The 13,891-nt window shown below is 56.8% G+C and carries 16 protein-coding genes; 14 read left to right on the forward strand and 2 right to left on the reverse strand.

Translation table 11 applies throughout. The annotated features are described in order from the left end of the window. Nucleotides 1–129: 129 nt before the first annotated feature. Nucleotides 130–945: a polyphosphate kinase 2 gene (gene ppk2, locus ACIPIZ_RS02900; RefSeq protein WP_105708953.1), complete on the reverse strand. Its 816-nt coding sequence runs from the start codon at nucleotides 943–945 to the stop codon at nucleotides 130–132. A 190-nt stretch (nucleotides 946–1,135) separates the two neighbouring features. Here ppk2 and ACIPIZ_RS02905 point away from each other — a divergent pair, with 190 nt between their 5' ends. The 14 genes from ACIPIZ_RS02905 (at nucleotide 1,136) to ACIPIZ_RS02970 (ending at nucleotide 12,370) form a co-directional block, all read left to right on the forward strand. Continuing rightward, the gene (locus ACIPIZ_RS02905; protein WP_105708952.1) at nucleotides 1,136–3,262 is read left to right on the forward strand and encodes a TonB-dependent receptor domain-containing protein; all 2,127 of its coding nucleotides are present in this window, start codon (nucleotides 1,136–1,138) and stop codon (nucleotides 3,260–3,262) included. Nucleotides 3,263–3,286: 24 nt separating this feature from the next. Next, entirely contained in the window at nucleotides 3,287–3,505 is a 219-nt protein-coding gene (locus ACIPIZ_RS02910) for a hypothetical protein (RefSeq protein WP_401163855.1), read from the forward strand. A gap of 29 nt (nucleotides 3,506–3,534) precedes the next feature. Then, on the forward strand, nucleotides 3,535–3,852 hold the full coding sequence (locus ACIPIZ_RS02915) for a DUF6966 domain-containing protein (protein WP_401163858.1): 318 nt from the start codon (nucleotides 3,535–3,537) through the stop codon (nucleotides 3,850–3,852). An 84-nt stretch (nucleotides 3,853–3,936) separates the two neighbouring features. Next, nucleotides 3,937–4,275: a hypothetical protein gene (locus ACIPIZ_RS02920; protein WP_150648218.1), complete on the forward strand. Its 339-nt coding sequence runs from the start codon at nucleotides 3,937–3,939 to the stop codon at nucleotides 4,273–4,275. A gap of 302 nt (nucleotides 4,276–4,577) precedes the next feature. Then, nucleotides 4,578–5,108, forward strand: coding sequence for a glyoxalase superfamily protein (locus tag ACIPIZ_RS02925; RefSeq protein WP_401163860.1), 531 nt, complete (start codon nucleotides 4,578–4,580; stop codon nucleotides 5,106–5,108). 71 nt (nucleotides 5,109–5,179) lie between these two features. Next, on the forward strand, nucleotides 5,180–5,491 hold the full coding sequence (locus ACIPIZ_RS02930; RefSeq protein ID WP_401163862.1) for a hypothetical protein: 312 nt from the start codon (nucleotides 5,180–5,182) through the stop codon (nucleotides 5,489–5,491). A gap of 66 nt (nucleotides 5,492–5,557) precedes the next feature. Beyond that, on the forward strand, nucleotides 5,558–6,073 hold the full coding sequence (locus ACIPIZ_RS02935; protein WP_401163864.1) for a hypothetical protein: 516 nt from the start codon (nucleotides 5,558–5,560) through the stop codon (nucleotides 6,071–6,073). 51 nt (nucleotides 6,074–6,124) lie between these two features. After that, a complete protein-coding gene (locus tag ACIPIZ_RS02940) occupies nucleotides 6,125–6,502 on the forward strand; it encodes a c-type cytochrome (protein WP_401163865.1) in 378 nt (125 codons plus the stop codon). Between the two features lie 85 nt (nucleotides 6,503–6,587). Next, nucleotides 6,588–7,301: a DUF695 domain-containing protein gene (locus tag ACIPIZ_RS02945; RefSeq protein ID WP_401163867.1), complete on the forward strand. Its 714-nt coding sequence runs from the start codon at nucleotides 6,588–6,590 to the stop codon at nucleotides 7,299–7,301. Nucleotides 7,302–7,620: 319 nt separating this feature from the next. Continuing rightward, nucleotides 7,621–9,225, forward strand: coding sequence for a GIY-YIG nuclease family protein (locus ACIPIZ_RS02950; protein WP_401163868.1), 1,605 nt, complete (start codon nucleotides 7,621–7,623; stop codon nucleotides 9,223–9,225). A gap of 16 nt (nucleotides 9,226–9,241) precedes the next feature. Continuing rightward, on the forward strand, nucleotides 9,242–10,327 hold the full coding sequence (locus tag ACIPIZ_RS02955; RefSeq protein ID WP_146117571.1) for a hypothetical protein: 1,086 nt from the start codon (nucleotides 9,242–9,244) through the stop codon (nucleotides 10,325–10,327). 92 nt (nucleotides 10,328–10,419) lie between these two features. After that, nucleotides 10,420–11,481 carry an alpha/beta hydrolase family protein gene (locus tag ACIPIZ_RS02960; protein WP_401163871.1) on the forward strand — a complete coding sequence of 354 codons (1,062 nt, stop codon included), beginning with the start codon at nucleotides 10,420–10,422 and terminating at the stop codon, nucleotides 11,479–11,481. Between the two features lie 156 nt (nucleotides 11,482–11,637). Further along, nucleotides 11,638–11,859: a hypothetical protein gene (locus tag ACIPIZ_RS02965; RefSeq protein ID WP_105708946.1), complete on the forward strand. Its 222-nt coding sequence runs from the start codon at nucleotides 11,638–11,640 to the stop codon at nucleotides 11,857–11,859. 37 nt (nucleotides 11,860–11,896) lie between these two features. Beyond that, nucleotides 11,897–12,370: a hypothetical protein gene (locus ACIPIZ_RS02970; protein WP_401163873.1), complete on the forward strand. Its 474-nt coding sequence runs from the start codon at nucleotides 11,897–11,899 to the stop codon at nucleotides 12,368–12,370. 211 nt (nucleotides 12,371–12,581) lie between these two features. Here ACIPIZ_RS02970 and ACIPIZ_RS02975 read toward each other — a convergent pair whose 3' ends face one another. After that, complete coding sequence (locus ACIPIZ_RS02975; RefSeq protein WP_064390314.1) at nucleotides 12,582–13,799, reverse strand: MFS transporter; 1,218 nt, start codon at nucleotides 13,797–13,799, stop codon at nucleotides 12,582–12,584. Nucleotides 13,800–13,891 lie beyond the last annotated feature (92 nt).

A 13,891-nucleotide genomic window follows, 5' to 3' on the forward strand; every position in this document is an offset into this window, starting at 1 on the left:
GGAGTGAGCCTGCCCGCGATAGCGGATTGTCTGTGACGGATGTGTTGGCTGACACACCGCTATCGCGAGCAGGCTCACTCCTACAGGTTTTTTTGCTGGCCAGCCGCCCACTGTGTCTGGCGCAATTCGTCAGAACTTTGCCGCTACGCGTTTATACGGATAATCCGGATCGCGGTACTTGCCCGGCTTCTGCCGTTTCGGCAATTCGACCTTGTCGCGTTTCACATCTTCATAAGGAATGCGGCTGAGCACATCGGTAATGATGTTCAACCGGGCGCGGCGCTTGTCGTTGGAATCGGCCACCAGCCACGGCGCGTGTTCGGTGTCGGAATGCTTGAACATTTCATCCCGCGCCCGTGAGTAGTCGTACCAGCGGCTGTAGGACTTAAGGTCCATCGGCGTCAGTTTCCAGGTTTTGCGTCCGTCGTTGATGCGCGCCTCAAGCCGGCGGGTCTGCTCTTCGGGGCTGACCTCCAGCCAGTACTTGAGCAGGATCACTCCCGATTGAACGATGGCGTGCTCGACCCACGGAATCGATTTGAGGAATTTGTCAGCCTGTTCGTCGGTGCAGAAGCCCATCACCCGCTCGACACCGGCGCGGTTGTACCAACTGCGATCGAAGATCACCACTTCGCCTGCCGCCGGTAGATAAGGCAGATAGCGCTGCACGTGCATCTGGCTTTTCTCGCGATCGGTCGGCGCCGGCAACGCCACCACGCGAAAGACACGCGGGCTGACGCGCTCGGTCAATGCCTTGATGGTCCCGCCCTTGCCAGCGCCGTCGCGGCCTTCGAAAACGATGCAAACCTTAACGCCCTTGGCAATCACCCATTCCTGCAACTTGACCAGTTCGACGTGCAGTTTGCGCAAATGCTCGAGGTAATCCTTGTTTTTCAGCTTCGGACTTTCAGGCGCCGTGGCGGCCTTCTTTTTGCCTTTTGCCATGACCTTGGCCTCTCTCCAATAAATGCAGAAACAGAGTGTTGATTGACGGGACAAACCAGACACGTGAGGTTAGTTCATGACGTGCCGTTTGCCATGACCCGGCAAAAAGCAAAATTGCCATGTGTTTCCTTCGTTCTTTATTGCGTCGCACTGTTCATTGCCTTGCCCTTGTCTGCCTGGAGTTTTTTCGATGCCCGCGTCCAAATCCCTGCCCACCGCCCTGCTGGGCCTGGCCCTCGCCTGCCCGGCAATGGCCGAGACTCAAGGTCTGGAACTGGGGCAAGTGCTGATTTCGGCCGACGAGCAAAGCGGTTCAGACGCAAGCGTCGAAGAAGCCAAAACCCGACTCGAACAGGTGCCCGGCGGCACCAACGTCGTCGATATGCGCCAGCCTTTGCAGGGCCGCGTGGCGAGCAATCAGGATGTGCTGGCGTATCAACCTGGGGTTTATGCGCAGTCGGCGGGTAACGAAGGGGTGAAGATTTCGGTACGTGGCTCGGGCATCAACCGCGCACCGGGCGCCCATGCCTCGGGGCTGTTCACCATGCTCGATGGCCTGCCGTTGACTGGCCCCGGCGGCACACCCTATGAATTGCTCGAACCACTGTGGGTCGATCACGTTGAAGTGTTGCGCGGCGCCAATGGCTTTGATCGCGGCTCGCTGGCACTCGGCGGCGCCATCGATTACGTCAGCCACACCGGTTACAACGCGCCGAAACTGCAAGTGCGTTACGCCACCGGCAGCCATGGTTATCAGCAGCGTCAGGTCAGCTCGGGACAAGTACTGGGCGACTTCGACTATTACGTGTCGCTGACCGACGCCAACGCCGACGGTTATCAGGATCACACCGCCAGCGAAAGCAAAGGCGTGATCGCCAACTTCGGCTATCGCTTCAACCCGAACCTGGAAACGCGCTTCTACATCCGCTACCGCGAAACCGACAACGACCTCGCCGGCCGCGTGACCAAGCACTCTATCGAACACTCGTCGCGAGCGGCGAATCCGTCCTATGTGGCGCGCGACGACAGCCGCAAGCAACCGGGCAGCACGTTCATCGGCAACAAAACCACCTGGTACATCGACGACGACTCGAGCATCCAGACCGGCCTGGTCTATCACGATTACCCGATGGACCTGCGCGAAGGCCCGAACCGCCTGAAAGTCGCCTACACCGACGTCAGCGGTACCTTTGACTACAAACGCCGCGACACGATTTTCGGCATGGAAAGCCGCAGCAATCTCGGCTTGCGCGTGACCAAACATTTGCCCAATGACGGCGCCAGCGAATTCGTGCGAGTTCCGTCCGGCAACACCGCCGGTTATGCGTCGGGCACAAAAATGCGCGACTTCACGTATCAGGGTTCGGACACCGTTCTGCACTTGGGCAATGACCTGGAACTCGCCGACGACCTCTGGCTGACCACCGGGCTTGCCGCCATCTACACCCGTCGAGAAAGTGACGTGACCTACCCGCAGAGCGGCGGCAAAACCAGCATGAACGACTGGGACTATGCCCCGCGTATCGGTCTGCGCTACCAGATCAACCCCGACCTGCAAGTGTTCGGCAACCTTAGCCGCTCGGTCGAAGCACCGCACCCGTGGTCGCTGATCTACAGCACCAACGTGCGCTTCCCGGCCGGCAACGGCGCGGCAACCGGCACGCAAAAGGATCCGGTCAAGCTGCAAAACCAGACAGCGACCACGCTGGAACTGGGTGGCCGCGGCGACAGTGCCGTTGGCGAATGGAGCCTGGCGTGGTACTACGCGCAAGTGCGGCATGAGCTGCTCTCGGTGCTGCCGGATGCCAATGCCGTCACGCCTTATGAGTTGAACGCCAGCCCGACTGTGCACCAAGGTATTGAAGCCAGCCTCAACAGCAAACTCTGGTCGGCTGCCGATGGCCGCCAGTTGAGCCTGCGTCAGGCCTACACCTTCAGCGATTTCCACTACCGCGACGATGATCGCTTCGGTGACAACCGCTTGCCGGGCTTGCCGATGCACTACTACCAGGGTGAATTGCGCTATGACTGGCCGCAAGGTTTCTTCGCCGCGGTAAATACCCAACTGGTTTCCAAAGTTGCCGTGGATTACGCAGACAGTTATTACGCCGATCCTTACGCATTGTTCGGCGCTACCCTTGGCTACAACGCGCCGAAGGGCGACTGGCAAGGTTGGCTGGACATGCGCAATTTGACCAACAAGCACTACGCGGCGACAGTTACGCCGGGTTATGACGACAAAGGACTGGATGCCGCGCGTTCAACGCCGGGTGAAGGGATGGGGGTTTATGTCGGGGTTTCGTGGAGTTTGCTCTGACACTTTTTCGAGACGGTGGCTTGAATGGACAAACCTTTAAGACTTGAAATCGAGAGTGCTGCCTATGCTGACTTTCTCAGTCTTTGGCGTCAGGGCAAGTTCCAGAGTCAGCGGCTTGGGCAAGCGTTTTATAACCATTTCCGCCTGTATCAACTTTCTGATCAGACGCATTTGCACGGACTTTATGAGGCTGATGGGGAAAAAGCATTGAAGCTCATTTCCAGTGTGTTTCAGATAAAGTAAGCGCTAAAACTTCATTGGCGAAGGCAGCAATGGGACCGAAAACAGAAGAGCTGATCGGCACGCTTGAGCAGCTCGCAACGTTGCTTGAGAGCGATGGTGATACTCACTGGAGCTTGTGGATGCGCAACGCCCGAAGCCGATTGTTGCAGTCTGATTATTCAGGGATCGAGTATCTATTGAAGGCCTATGGCGGGATGGGCTCTTTCAACGACGTCGTTCTCGGCCAGCGCTTTGATGGTCGGGTGCTTTCATGGAAGTCAGACCATGTCGAGCTGAACGAAGAATTCAGCAAGTTGCGAGAGAACGCTGCGGGACTGGCCCATGAGATCGAACGCTCCCAGGCTTGAGGGCATCTTGCTGCTGCGCCCCGCAAGCTGAGTACCAACTGCGAAGTCACTCAAACATCTGCACTACCAGGCCAAGGATGCGTTTTGAAAACTACCAGTACGAAACAGTTGGTTCAGGGCCTCCCACAACACAGCAGTCCTCGTGAACTACTCATCCAGGTACTGGAAGCCTCGATCGAGTTGGTATCGCTTCCTGACAATGATTTCAGCTGGTCTTCGTGGGCGGATAAGGATGCGGCAAAAACCGAACTGGAGTTGCTGCTTCATTCGCTCAGAGCTGGCGCGCTACCCGACAAGCTTCACATCGCCGTGCTTTTCGCTCCTACCGGACCGCTTCAAGAGCTCAGTCTCAGCAGCGGATGGGCAGATACATTTTTGAAAGTCGCCGATAAATTCGATGAAGCTGAAGCGCGCCTGTGGTGAGTGAAGGCGCGTCCCGGTCTGGTTTTGCAAACGCTCTTGCAGGAGCTGCGGCACGCTGCGATCTTTTGATCTTGCATTCAAAGATCAAAAGATCGCAACGTGCCGCAGCTCCTACAGGGGCGTGGGAGCGGCTTTCGTTGTGTTGGGCCGCTGTGTATCATCGGCGCAGGCTGATGCTGCCTGCCGCTCGCTTCCGAAAGGAAAGGTGAAAGCATTGCTTCTTTTCCCCAAATCCCTGCGCATTTCTTGAAGTCGAGGTTTGGCAACGCGAGCACCAGAATATCTCGACCACAGGAGATACGATGCTTTCAATCGAACACGCCAAGCAGATGGCCAAACGGCTGCGCGCCGCACTGGAGTCGCGCGATCAAGCGATGACCCATTGCGCAGCACTGGAAACAGTCGCGCAGCAGTTGGGTTACAAGGACTGGAATACCGCATCGGCAATGCTGCCTGCGGCAATACCCGAATCCGCCATCACCTTCGATAAAGCCATTCCTATCCTGCGAATTTTCGACGAAACCAAAGCCCGCGAGTTCTACCTCGACTTTCTCGGTTTCAATGTCGAGTTCGAGCACCGGTTCGAAGCGGATCTACCGCTCTACCTGGGGATCAGCCGCAATGGCCTGCAACTGCATCTTTCCGAACATCATGGCGATGCAAGTCCAGGCTCGACGGTGTTTGTGCCGATGCATAACATCGAATCGTTCGGCGAAGAATTATTGAACAAGCGCTACGGATACGGACGTCCGAGTGTTATGCAACAGGACTGGGGCAAGGTCCTGGAAGTGTACGACCCCTTCGGCAACCGCATCCGCTTCTGCCAGAGCTGATCGTAAAATGCGGACCGGTTGTCCGGTCCGCCCTGAATCACGCGAACCATTGAGCATCACGGAGCAGGCTATTGAGCGAATTCACACATACACCGGGACCTTGGGTTCTGGATGAGACAGCCGAAGTTAGCAGTCCTGGCAGTTTGAACCTTTCGATCTGCTCCATGAGCAGCGTGGACTTGCATGAAGGGCGTTACAGTTTCGGCACGGCGTCAAACGCTAATGCCAGGCTGATTACCGCCGCGCCAGATCTCCTGAAAGCAGCAAAAAGGGTTAAAAACAGTCTCGATGAATGGCTCATCGCCGCTGAAAAACAAGGGCTGCCTACACCCTTGGTGGTTGGACTTGCTGATTTGAAAGCGGCGATTGCCAAAGCCAGTTAATCGCAAATTGCATGAGTCCGTGTTGGCAATACGGATTCACTCATACAATTTTCCATGGATGTCTCGATGCGCATTTCCCCTTCGCTGTTAATGGTTGCCTTGGTCGGTAGCCTGCTCAACGGCTGTGCTTCCCCCTCGACACTACACAACAGTTATTCAAGCACCGCACAAAGTGTCGAGTCCGATCGGGCGGATATGGACTTCAAAGATGGCAGCGTCTATTTCAAGGCACAGAACAACAAACCTTCATCCGCTCAGTTCAGCCAAAGCCTGAATGCCTGCGTTCAATTTCAGGTCGCCAGTTACAACAAGAATGGTCAAGGTGTGCAGGTAAGGCGTTCACTGGGCGACTCCGAAGCGCAAATCATCAATGAAGGCAGTCGTCTGTGCATGGAAAGCAAGGGGTGGGCGCTCTACAAGGTTATCAACGGCCAAGTGAAGCGCATTAACCACAGGGAAGAAAGTTTCGCCTCCATGCCCGAAACTCAACTCAAGAGTTCAAGCGACCTTGTCACTGGTCAACGTCAGTGGTACCTCAAATACGCACCCGCTGTTCTTGCAATCGGTGACTTGGAACAATGATCGTAAAATGCGGACCGAATTGCCCGGTCCGCCACAAGGACACGTGAAAAAATGAAAGTACTGCTCATCGCGGCGCTTGGAATTCTGTCAATCGTTCAAACATCTTTGTCCGTTGCCGATAACGCCAATGGCAAGAATCTTTTTCTACAGCGATGTGCGATGTGCCACGGAGCAGATATCAAAGCAACAGGCCCCTTGGCAAATAAAAGCCAGCCGCCGACACCTGACCTGACTACAACCGCCTTCAAGAAACGCCTGAATGATTATCCGGGGGTCATCGTCTCCTCGATCATCCTTCGCCCCAATGGCGACTTGATTCCGAGAACCCTGCGCGAGAACGGCGTAAAAATAGCGCCGCACGTCTGGAGCGTTGAAGACTTTCGCGACTTGAATCAATACATGAGTAGCGTGATTTCAAAAAGTCGCTGATTTGATAAACGGCATTAATCAGGCATTTCCGGCACGCCTCTCGCCGCCAAACTATTCCCCCGCCCCTCCCAAGGAAGGCACGTTTTTGAATCGCATTAAATCCAACGACCGAAACACCCTTAATCGCACTTTGCCGCTGCTAATGCTGTTGGCATCAACAGCTCTGCTCAACGCTGGATGCTCCCATCCACCGCCGCCGGTCGAACGCGACCCGTGCCTGGATGAAGGCCCAAGCCAGAGTGCCGCTTACGAGGACTGTGTGGTTGACCGTAATGACGAAAGAGATGCGGCACTCAAGGCCATTCTTGGCACTGGTCCTGATCTTTATACACAAGCACGTCTCGCCGATCCGGGGGAGTTCCCTCTACAGGATTCCGACTACCCGGATATCCCAAGCCCCATGAGCTACCACACTGCCAACAAAATTTCTGCGGCGGAGCAGCAAGCGTTGCCGTTCAAGATGAAAATCCGCTGGAACTACACTTCCCGGAAATTCCTGCCGCGACCTCGCGATCTGGTGCGCATGAATGAAATGGAAGCTTTGCTAAAGTCGGCCGCAACGGAAAACGGCCTGGCGAAGTGGGTGTGCACAGTGACCGGTGAGCAACGTCGAGAGTGGGTTTTCTACGGCCGAAGCGACGCTGATTTCATGACTCGAATGCAAACGATACTGGCCCCGACCGGGCCGTATCCCGTCGAGTGGAGCGGTCGTAAAGATCCTGCGCACAATGTCGAAGGGACAAGTAACGCCGACGCTTCCGGGGAAATCCTTATTACCCCGAAACTGTGCGTGGAGTAATCGATAGGGGCACTTGCGGCAGAGCGTGAATAACCTCCGCCGCCATCTATTCAGCACTGCTCATCCCGGCGTTTGCTGATATCGCTAGCGTTTGCTCTGCTATCCAGTCCTCGTGCCGCGCCCGGTTGCGCCCGGCACCATTCGGCTCGTTCGTTCCAGGCGTACGGTCCTGAAGTCACTCTGTTGCTTATTGGACTTGTCGCGCCTGGCGTATCCGGTCACCATCCAAGCATTAGCCAGCTAATTGCCACTATGCGATATGGCTCCACTTCTCTTGTGAAACATCAAACAAAACGCCTCACTAACAAGGACCGAATGCGTGGCCAGCGAACTTCAAGCACCTTTCAGCACGATATTGCCCCCGAATCCTCAGGATGCAGCCTTGGCGACCTTGCCACCCATGGCCAACCTTATAGTCGATCGCGCTATCGATAACGTGACCCGCAAGTTGGTGGCAGGCTACCGTAACAAACGCAACGCCACTCCGAACGCCAACCACACCGATTTCAGTGCTGAGGCCAAAGAAGCTTTGAAAGCGACTTCGGCCCAGTCCGTCATGCAGGTCGCAAATCGCGGCCAGGCGTGGAAAGAGATGATTCAGAAGAGCCTGACGCATGGCATTTCATCGCTGGCAACCTTGAAGTTCGATGGCAAGTTCACGATCGAGAATGGCCAACGACCGGATGATTTCAAGCAGAAAATGCCCAACGCCCCCGGCGTCTATGTTGTCTTCGATAAATACGATAAGCCTGTGTATGTGGGCGACAGCGAGAACATGCAATCGCGCTGGAATGCCGGCCACTTCAACGAATACAAGCAGGGGCAGAAACCTGGAGCAGAGCCTTACAAACTCGCCGATGTGATGGAAGCCGGTTGCACCGTCCGGTTCATCAATATGGAATCCAAAGAGACCGCCGCCGCATTGGAAGCCCATCTGATCAGGGAGAACTTTGCTCAGTTCAAGGACGTGAGCAAGAGCGAGACAAATTCTTCTGCGGACGAAGATGCCAAGCGAGAGCAGGCATTGTCCGACGGTAGGCTTAGGAACAGAAAGGAAGAGCTGGCTACTGAACAGGGCACCCGCAGCAACCAAGAAGCGAAGAAGATCAAAGACACATCGGGGGCGACCATTTCTCTAGCGGCCGGTGCAGCCGGCGAGGCTTTCAAGAATGTTGGTTATGACATCTTCGAGCGACTGACGACGACTGCAATCAAAGCCATCAAAGATGAACTGGTAGACGTGTTGAGTGGCGGCGTCGCCAAGATCAAGGTGCGCGTAGATCGGATGTTGAAGAAGATCCTCGCAGTATTGCGCAATGTATTGGAAAACCCGCTACAGCTCTTGCGTGGTATTGCCGAGTTCATCGTCAACGCCCTGTCCAAGACCATCGGCCAGATCTACAACCTGGCGCGCAACCTTTTCGATTTGGCCAACAACAGCTGGCAGCTCTACAAAGGGGCGCAGACGATGCCCCGTGAGGAGCTCGTCCGCAAAATCAGTGAAACCGTCATCATTAGCGGCTCATTGGTGATATGGGATTCGTTCGACCTGATGCTGGAAAAATGGCTGGTAGCACAGACAGGTGGCACCTTGGCCGCCTTCGCGCCTTACATCTCAGCAGCCGTCGCTGCCGTGGGTTTCGGCATTTCAGCTCATGCCCTGCAGGGCTTCATGACCCGCATTATCAACGCAGTCATCGCCTTCCAGGACGGGCAAGTGGAGGTGCTGAACGCTGAGCGCGCAGCGTGTGAGCAACTCATCATCGTCGCAGAAAACGAACTCGCGCTGATTGGCGATCTGGGTGGCTACATCGAGTCAGAACTGATGGTTCTGGGACAGATGGAAGCTTATACCCGTACGTTGTCGATTCATGAGCCCATTGCCGCGATCGACCCTCTCACTCTGCGTATTATCCGCTCCTGATTCGAGAAGCACGCCTATGAACATGCATAACACCCCCGCCAGGCTTTCTGCTGTAATGCGACGTACCGACTGTATCCTGACAGCCGCCAACCACCAAGAGATCAGGGACTTCACGCGAGCCCTTGAAGAGGCGGTTCTGGACATAGAACGGGCATCACGCCAGAGTTCAGAAGTCAAAGACCAGGCTGGCTCACTGATGAACAGTCTGGAGAGCCGGAACTGGTGGGGCCAGCTCACCTCGGGGTTGTCAGGTAACACCGATAAAGAGCTGGCCATTCTGGTTCAGGGACTGGGCGCCAGTCTCGTGGTCACCCAGAAAGTGCTGCAAGTCATGTTGAAGGTCATGACCCAGAAAAACCAGGTGCTGCAGGGATTCAATGAGGCGCTGGTCAACAAAATCGCGATGGTCACGGCAGATACAAAAACCCTCGATGGCAATCAAAAAGTCGTGGTCAAAGCTTTCCTTGACCAATTGCAGCAGCAGGTCTGCGACCAGTTACAACAGCAAGACATGGTCGATAGTCTGGAACTGCGCATGATTGACTGTGAAGCATGGCGCGAAGAAAAAGAAATCCATGAACAGTTTGTCAATGCACAGTTGACCAGACATGAGCAAAATCAACAGTCGGCGACTTCGCGCACCCAGGAACTGGAAGGCAACGTTAAAGTTCTTACCGATCAGACAGGTCGACTCGCACAGCATCGAACCCTTGATGATGCTCGGATAACTGAACTGTTGCAGAAGACGCAGGCCTTCTCACAGCAACTGCCAGCGCTCGACAATTGCAATCGCGTACTTGCCGGCCGCGTGGATGTTCTGGAAGCTGAGCGTGCTGACTTGGCCAGGCAGATGCATCTATTGACCGACCGCGCCAAGACGGCGGAGGCTGCATTAGCGCAGCAATCTGCAACGATCAGTCAGCTGCAGCAGGTTGATATTGAGCAGAAAACTCTGCTTCGCGCCGTTGAACAGCGGCTGTCGTCACTGGAAACTATCGATAGTTCGTCGCGAACCACAAAGGCGCGAGCCATCCACTATGCACCGGCACTGGTGGCTTGCCTGCTGGGAGCGCTGGCGATTTATCTATCGCTGGCAACGTAAGCAAGCTCCAGCGCAGTGTGCAAACTGTGTTGCACACTGCCAGCGGATTGCAAGTTGCTATCCCCCTCGCCCAATCATGGAAGATCCACTCATTGAAACCAGCTCTCGGTGCCCTGCTTCTAACCTGCCTGACCACCAGCGCTCTCGCTGACGTCAACGCTATCGGTTTCCAGTCCTCGACCCTGCCCGACCCGCACAATGAGCGTGCGCTGGAGATGGTGGTCTGGTATCCCAGCACAACCACCGTCACGCCACAATTGATCGCCGACGATGTGGTGTTTGTCGGCAATGCTGCCGTGCGCGACGCGCCGGCCACCGCAGGCGAGCATCCACTGGTGGTGCTTTCCCACGGTTATCGGGGCAACTGGAGCAATCAGGGCTGGCTGGCGAGTGCGTTGGCCCAGCAGGGTTACATCGTCGCGGCGGTCAACCACCCCGGCACCACCACCCATGACCGTAGCCCGCAAGCTGCCGAGCAGTTGTGGCAGCGGCCGGTCGACCTGAGCCGGGCGATTGCGGCGGTGACCTCGCAGCCGCAGAAGTTTGGCGCCGTCGCACCGCGCCAGATTGCTGTGGTGGGCCATTCGCTCGGCGGCTGGACGGCCATTGAAATCGCCGGGGCGCGGTTCGATCCGCAGCTGTTTGCGCGTGACTGCAAGGTTCATTCACAACTGGCCAGTTGCATCAATTACGACAAGATCAATCCGGCCAGCACGCCCGCACTGAAAACTCAGTTGGCCAGCGACTTGCGCGACAAACGCGTCACCGCCGTGGTTTCCCTTGACCTCGGTTTTTCGCGCGGGATGACCAGTGAAAGCCTGGCGGGACTGCCGGTGCCGGCGCTGGTGATCGCTGCCGGTGCGCCGTCGCAGGATCTGCCTGCGCAACTGGAGTCAGCCGACCTCGCCAAACGCCTGCCGCAGGCGTCAACGCAGTATGTCGAGATCCGCGATGCCAGCCATTTCACTTTCCTGGCCATGTGCAAACCGGGTGCCGTGGCACTGCTTGAAGAAGACGTGCCTGGCGATGGAATCATTTGTGGCGATGGCGACGCTGCGCGTCCTCGGGGGGTTATCCAGCAGCAGGTTGCAACGTTGATCAACGAGTTCTTGCAGCAGGCCTGGAAGCAGCAAGACAGTCTGGTGAAGCGCTGACAGCAAGGCTTTTGCAGACAAGAACAACCGGTTTATCAAGCGCTTGTGTGAGTGAAGCTCAGCGGATGAGTCAGCAACGCCATTGATGTGCCACTACTGAAATAGTATGTTACTCAAAATCCATCCCCTGCTTCACCCCCGCACAAGGAAGACTTCATGTCGCTCAAAGGAAAGATAATCTCCGGTTATCTGCTCATCGGCTTGATCTACGCGCTCTACTCCTGGCTGTTCAGCTCCATCTACTCCCACGCAGGCTTCTTCTACAACCTCGGCCGGGGCCTGATGTGGCCGGCGGCGATGTTCCCTGCGCTCGGCGCATTCATCGGCGGTGTGGTGCTGGTAATCATCGCCGGCGCCTACGCGCTGAGTCGCCGTTAAGCCTCCTGCACTTCAAATCTTTCAAGGAACGATGCTCATGAGCATGAAAAAAGTAACGCTGGCCGTATTGATGGCCATGGCGCTGGCGGGTTGCGGCGGTAGCAAGGACAAGGCAGAGAAACTGGTCGAGTCCAGCGGAATGACCAAGCAATACGGCAACATGATCGAAATGGTGTCCACGGGTTACGCCACCCGCTATCCGATGCTCGAGCGCGAGCAGATCCGTAACGTCGTGCGGGAAAACATCGATCCCGACGACCTGAAGGACATGGTCGTGGAAATCTACGCTGATCACTTCGACAACGATGAACTCGACCTGATGATTCGCGCCAACCAGCACCCCGAGCAGGCCATGGCAATCATCCTCAATTCGAAACAGGGCCGCGATCTGGCGCAAAAAGTCATGACCATCCAGACCACCATCGCCAAAGACATGCAAGACGCGATGGCCGACCGCGATGAGGCGATCGTCGATACGCTGGATGATTTGAAGGATGAAGCGCAGGGCTAGACCACGTTCTTTGTAGGAGTGAGCCTGCTCGCGATAGCATCCGTCCAGCCGACATCAGGCTGACTGAGCCGCCGCCATCGCGAGCAGGCTCACTCCTACATGGGTTTTCACCTCAAACCACAAATCCCAATCCCACCCACATCCCTGTGGGAGCTAGCCCTGTTAGCGATGACGTCAGCCCATCAAAAACACATCAACCTGACACCCAACCTCAGTGCCCGACCACAGCCCCCGCCCCCGCACCACGCGGCCCCGCTTTAAACCCGTGCGCCCGAGCGCTCCAGGCAATCACAAACCCGACCGCGACCAACACCACCATCGCCCACGGAAACGATGCAACCCCCCACCGATCCAGCAACACCCCGCCGACCACGCCGCTGCCGGCAATCGCGCTATTCCATGCCACCACATTCAACGACAACGCCACATCTGCGCCATCGCCCGCCGCATCTGCCAACGCGGTCTGCAACAAAGTCGCCGCGCCACCAAAACTCAATCCCCACAGCAACACGCCGAGGTAAATCACCTCCGGCACACGCCCCCAAAATCCAAACCCCACACACACCACGGCAAACATCACCAGGCTGGCTAACACGGTCTTGCGCAACAGCGGCTCAACCAGTTTGGCCGTCAACCAAATCCCCGCCAACGCCGCAAGACCAAACACCAACAACACCAGATCCACGCGATCCGCCAACCCCGCCGGCGCCACAAACGGGGCGATGTAGGTGTAGAGAATGTTGTGCGCCAGCATCCAGCTGATCACCACCGCCAGCACCGGTCGGACACCCGGCGTGGTCAACACGCGGCGCAACGACAGACGCTGATGCGCAGGCTGCGGCGGATAATCCGGCACCTTCACCAACACCCAAACGATCAGCATCAAGGTCAGGGCCGACATCAACCCGAACGTCGTGCGCCACCCGACCAACCCGCCCAGCCAAGTGCCGAGCGGCACGCCCAATGACAGGGCAATCGGCGTGCCCACCATCGCCAGCGCCAACGCCTTGCCCTGCTGATCCGGCTCGACCATCCGCCGCGCATAACCGGCCAACAAACTCCACGCCAACCCTGCCGCGACACCCGCGAAGAAGCGCGCCACCAGCGTCACGCCATAGTGCGACGACAGCGCCGTGATCGAGTTGAACAGCAGAAACCCAACGATGGTCAGCAACAACACATTGCGCCGCCGCCAGCCGCGCGTGGCGATGGTCATCGGGATCACCGCCAGCACCGAGCCCAGCGCATACGCGGTGACCATCTGCCCGGCCATCGAAGGCGAAATCGCCAAGCCTTCGCTGATCAGCGGCAACAGCCCGGCGGGCAGGGTTTCGGTAACGATGCAAATAAAACCGGTCATGGCCAGCGCCAGCAGCGCGCCGATGGGCAGGCGTTTGGGCGCCGCCGAGAGAGTCAATGAAGGTGTCACGGGAAACTCCTTGAGTTTGGAAATTCAGACTTGCGTACCGATCGATATAAAATACTGGCGGCAGCCGAGGCCCGTTGTCAACGACTTATGTA

It is taken from the genome of Pseudomonas sp. NPDC087690 (assembly GCF_044743175.1).
In the GTDB taxonomy this organism is placed as follows: Bacteria; Pseudomonadota; Gammaproteobacteria; order Pseudomonadales; family Pseudomonadaceae; genus Aquipseudomonas.

Coding starts and splice junctions, on each gene's coding strand:
- ppk2 (WP_105708953.1), bottom strand. CDS start 945: ATGGCAAAAGGCAAAAAGAAGGCCGCCACGGCGCCTGAAAGTCCGAAG.
- ACIPIZ_RS02905 (WP_105708952.1), top strand. CDS start 1,136: ATGCCCGCGTCCAAATCCCTGCCCACCGCCCTGCTGGGCCTGGCCCTC.
- ACIPIZ_RS02910 (WP_401163855.1), top strand. CDS start 3,287: ATGGACAAACCTTTAAGACTTGAAATCGAGAGTGCTGCCTATGCTGAC.
- ACIPIZ_RS02915 (WP_401163858.1), top strand. CDS start 3,535: ATGGGACCGAAAACAGAAGAGCTGATCGGCACGCTTGAGCAGCTCGCA.
- ACIPIZ_RS02925 (WP_401163860.1), top strand. CDS start 4,578: ATGCTTTCAATCGAACACGCCAAGCAGATGGCCAAACGGCTGCGCGCC.
- ACIPIZ_RS02935 (WP_401163864.1), top strand. CDS start 5,558: ATGCGCATTTCCCCTTCGCTGTTAATGGTTGCCTTGGTCGGTAGCCTG.
- ACIPIZ_RS02940 (WP_401163865.1), top strand. CDS start 6,125: ATGAAAGTACTGCTCATCGCGGCGCTTGGAATTCTGTCAATCGTTCAA.
- ACIPIZ_RS02955 (WP_146117571.1), top strand. CDS start 9,242: ATGAACATGCATAACACCCCCGCCAGGCTTTCTGCTGTAATGCGACGT.
- ACIPIZ_RS02965 (WP_105708946.1), top strand. CDS start 11,638: ATGTCGCTCAAAGGAAAGATAATCTCCGGTTATCTGCTCATCGGCTTG.
- ACIPIZ_RS02970 (WP_401163873.1), top strand. CDS start 11,897: ATGAGCATGAAAAAAGTAACGCTGGCCGTATTGATGGCCATGGCGCTG.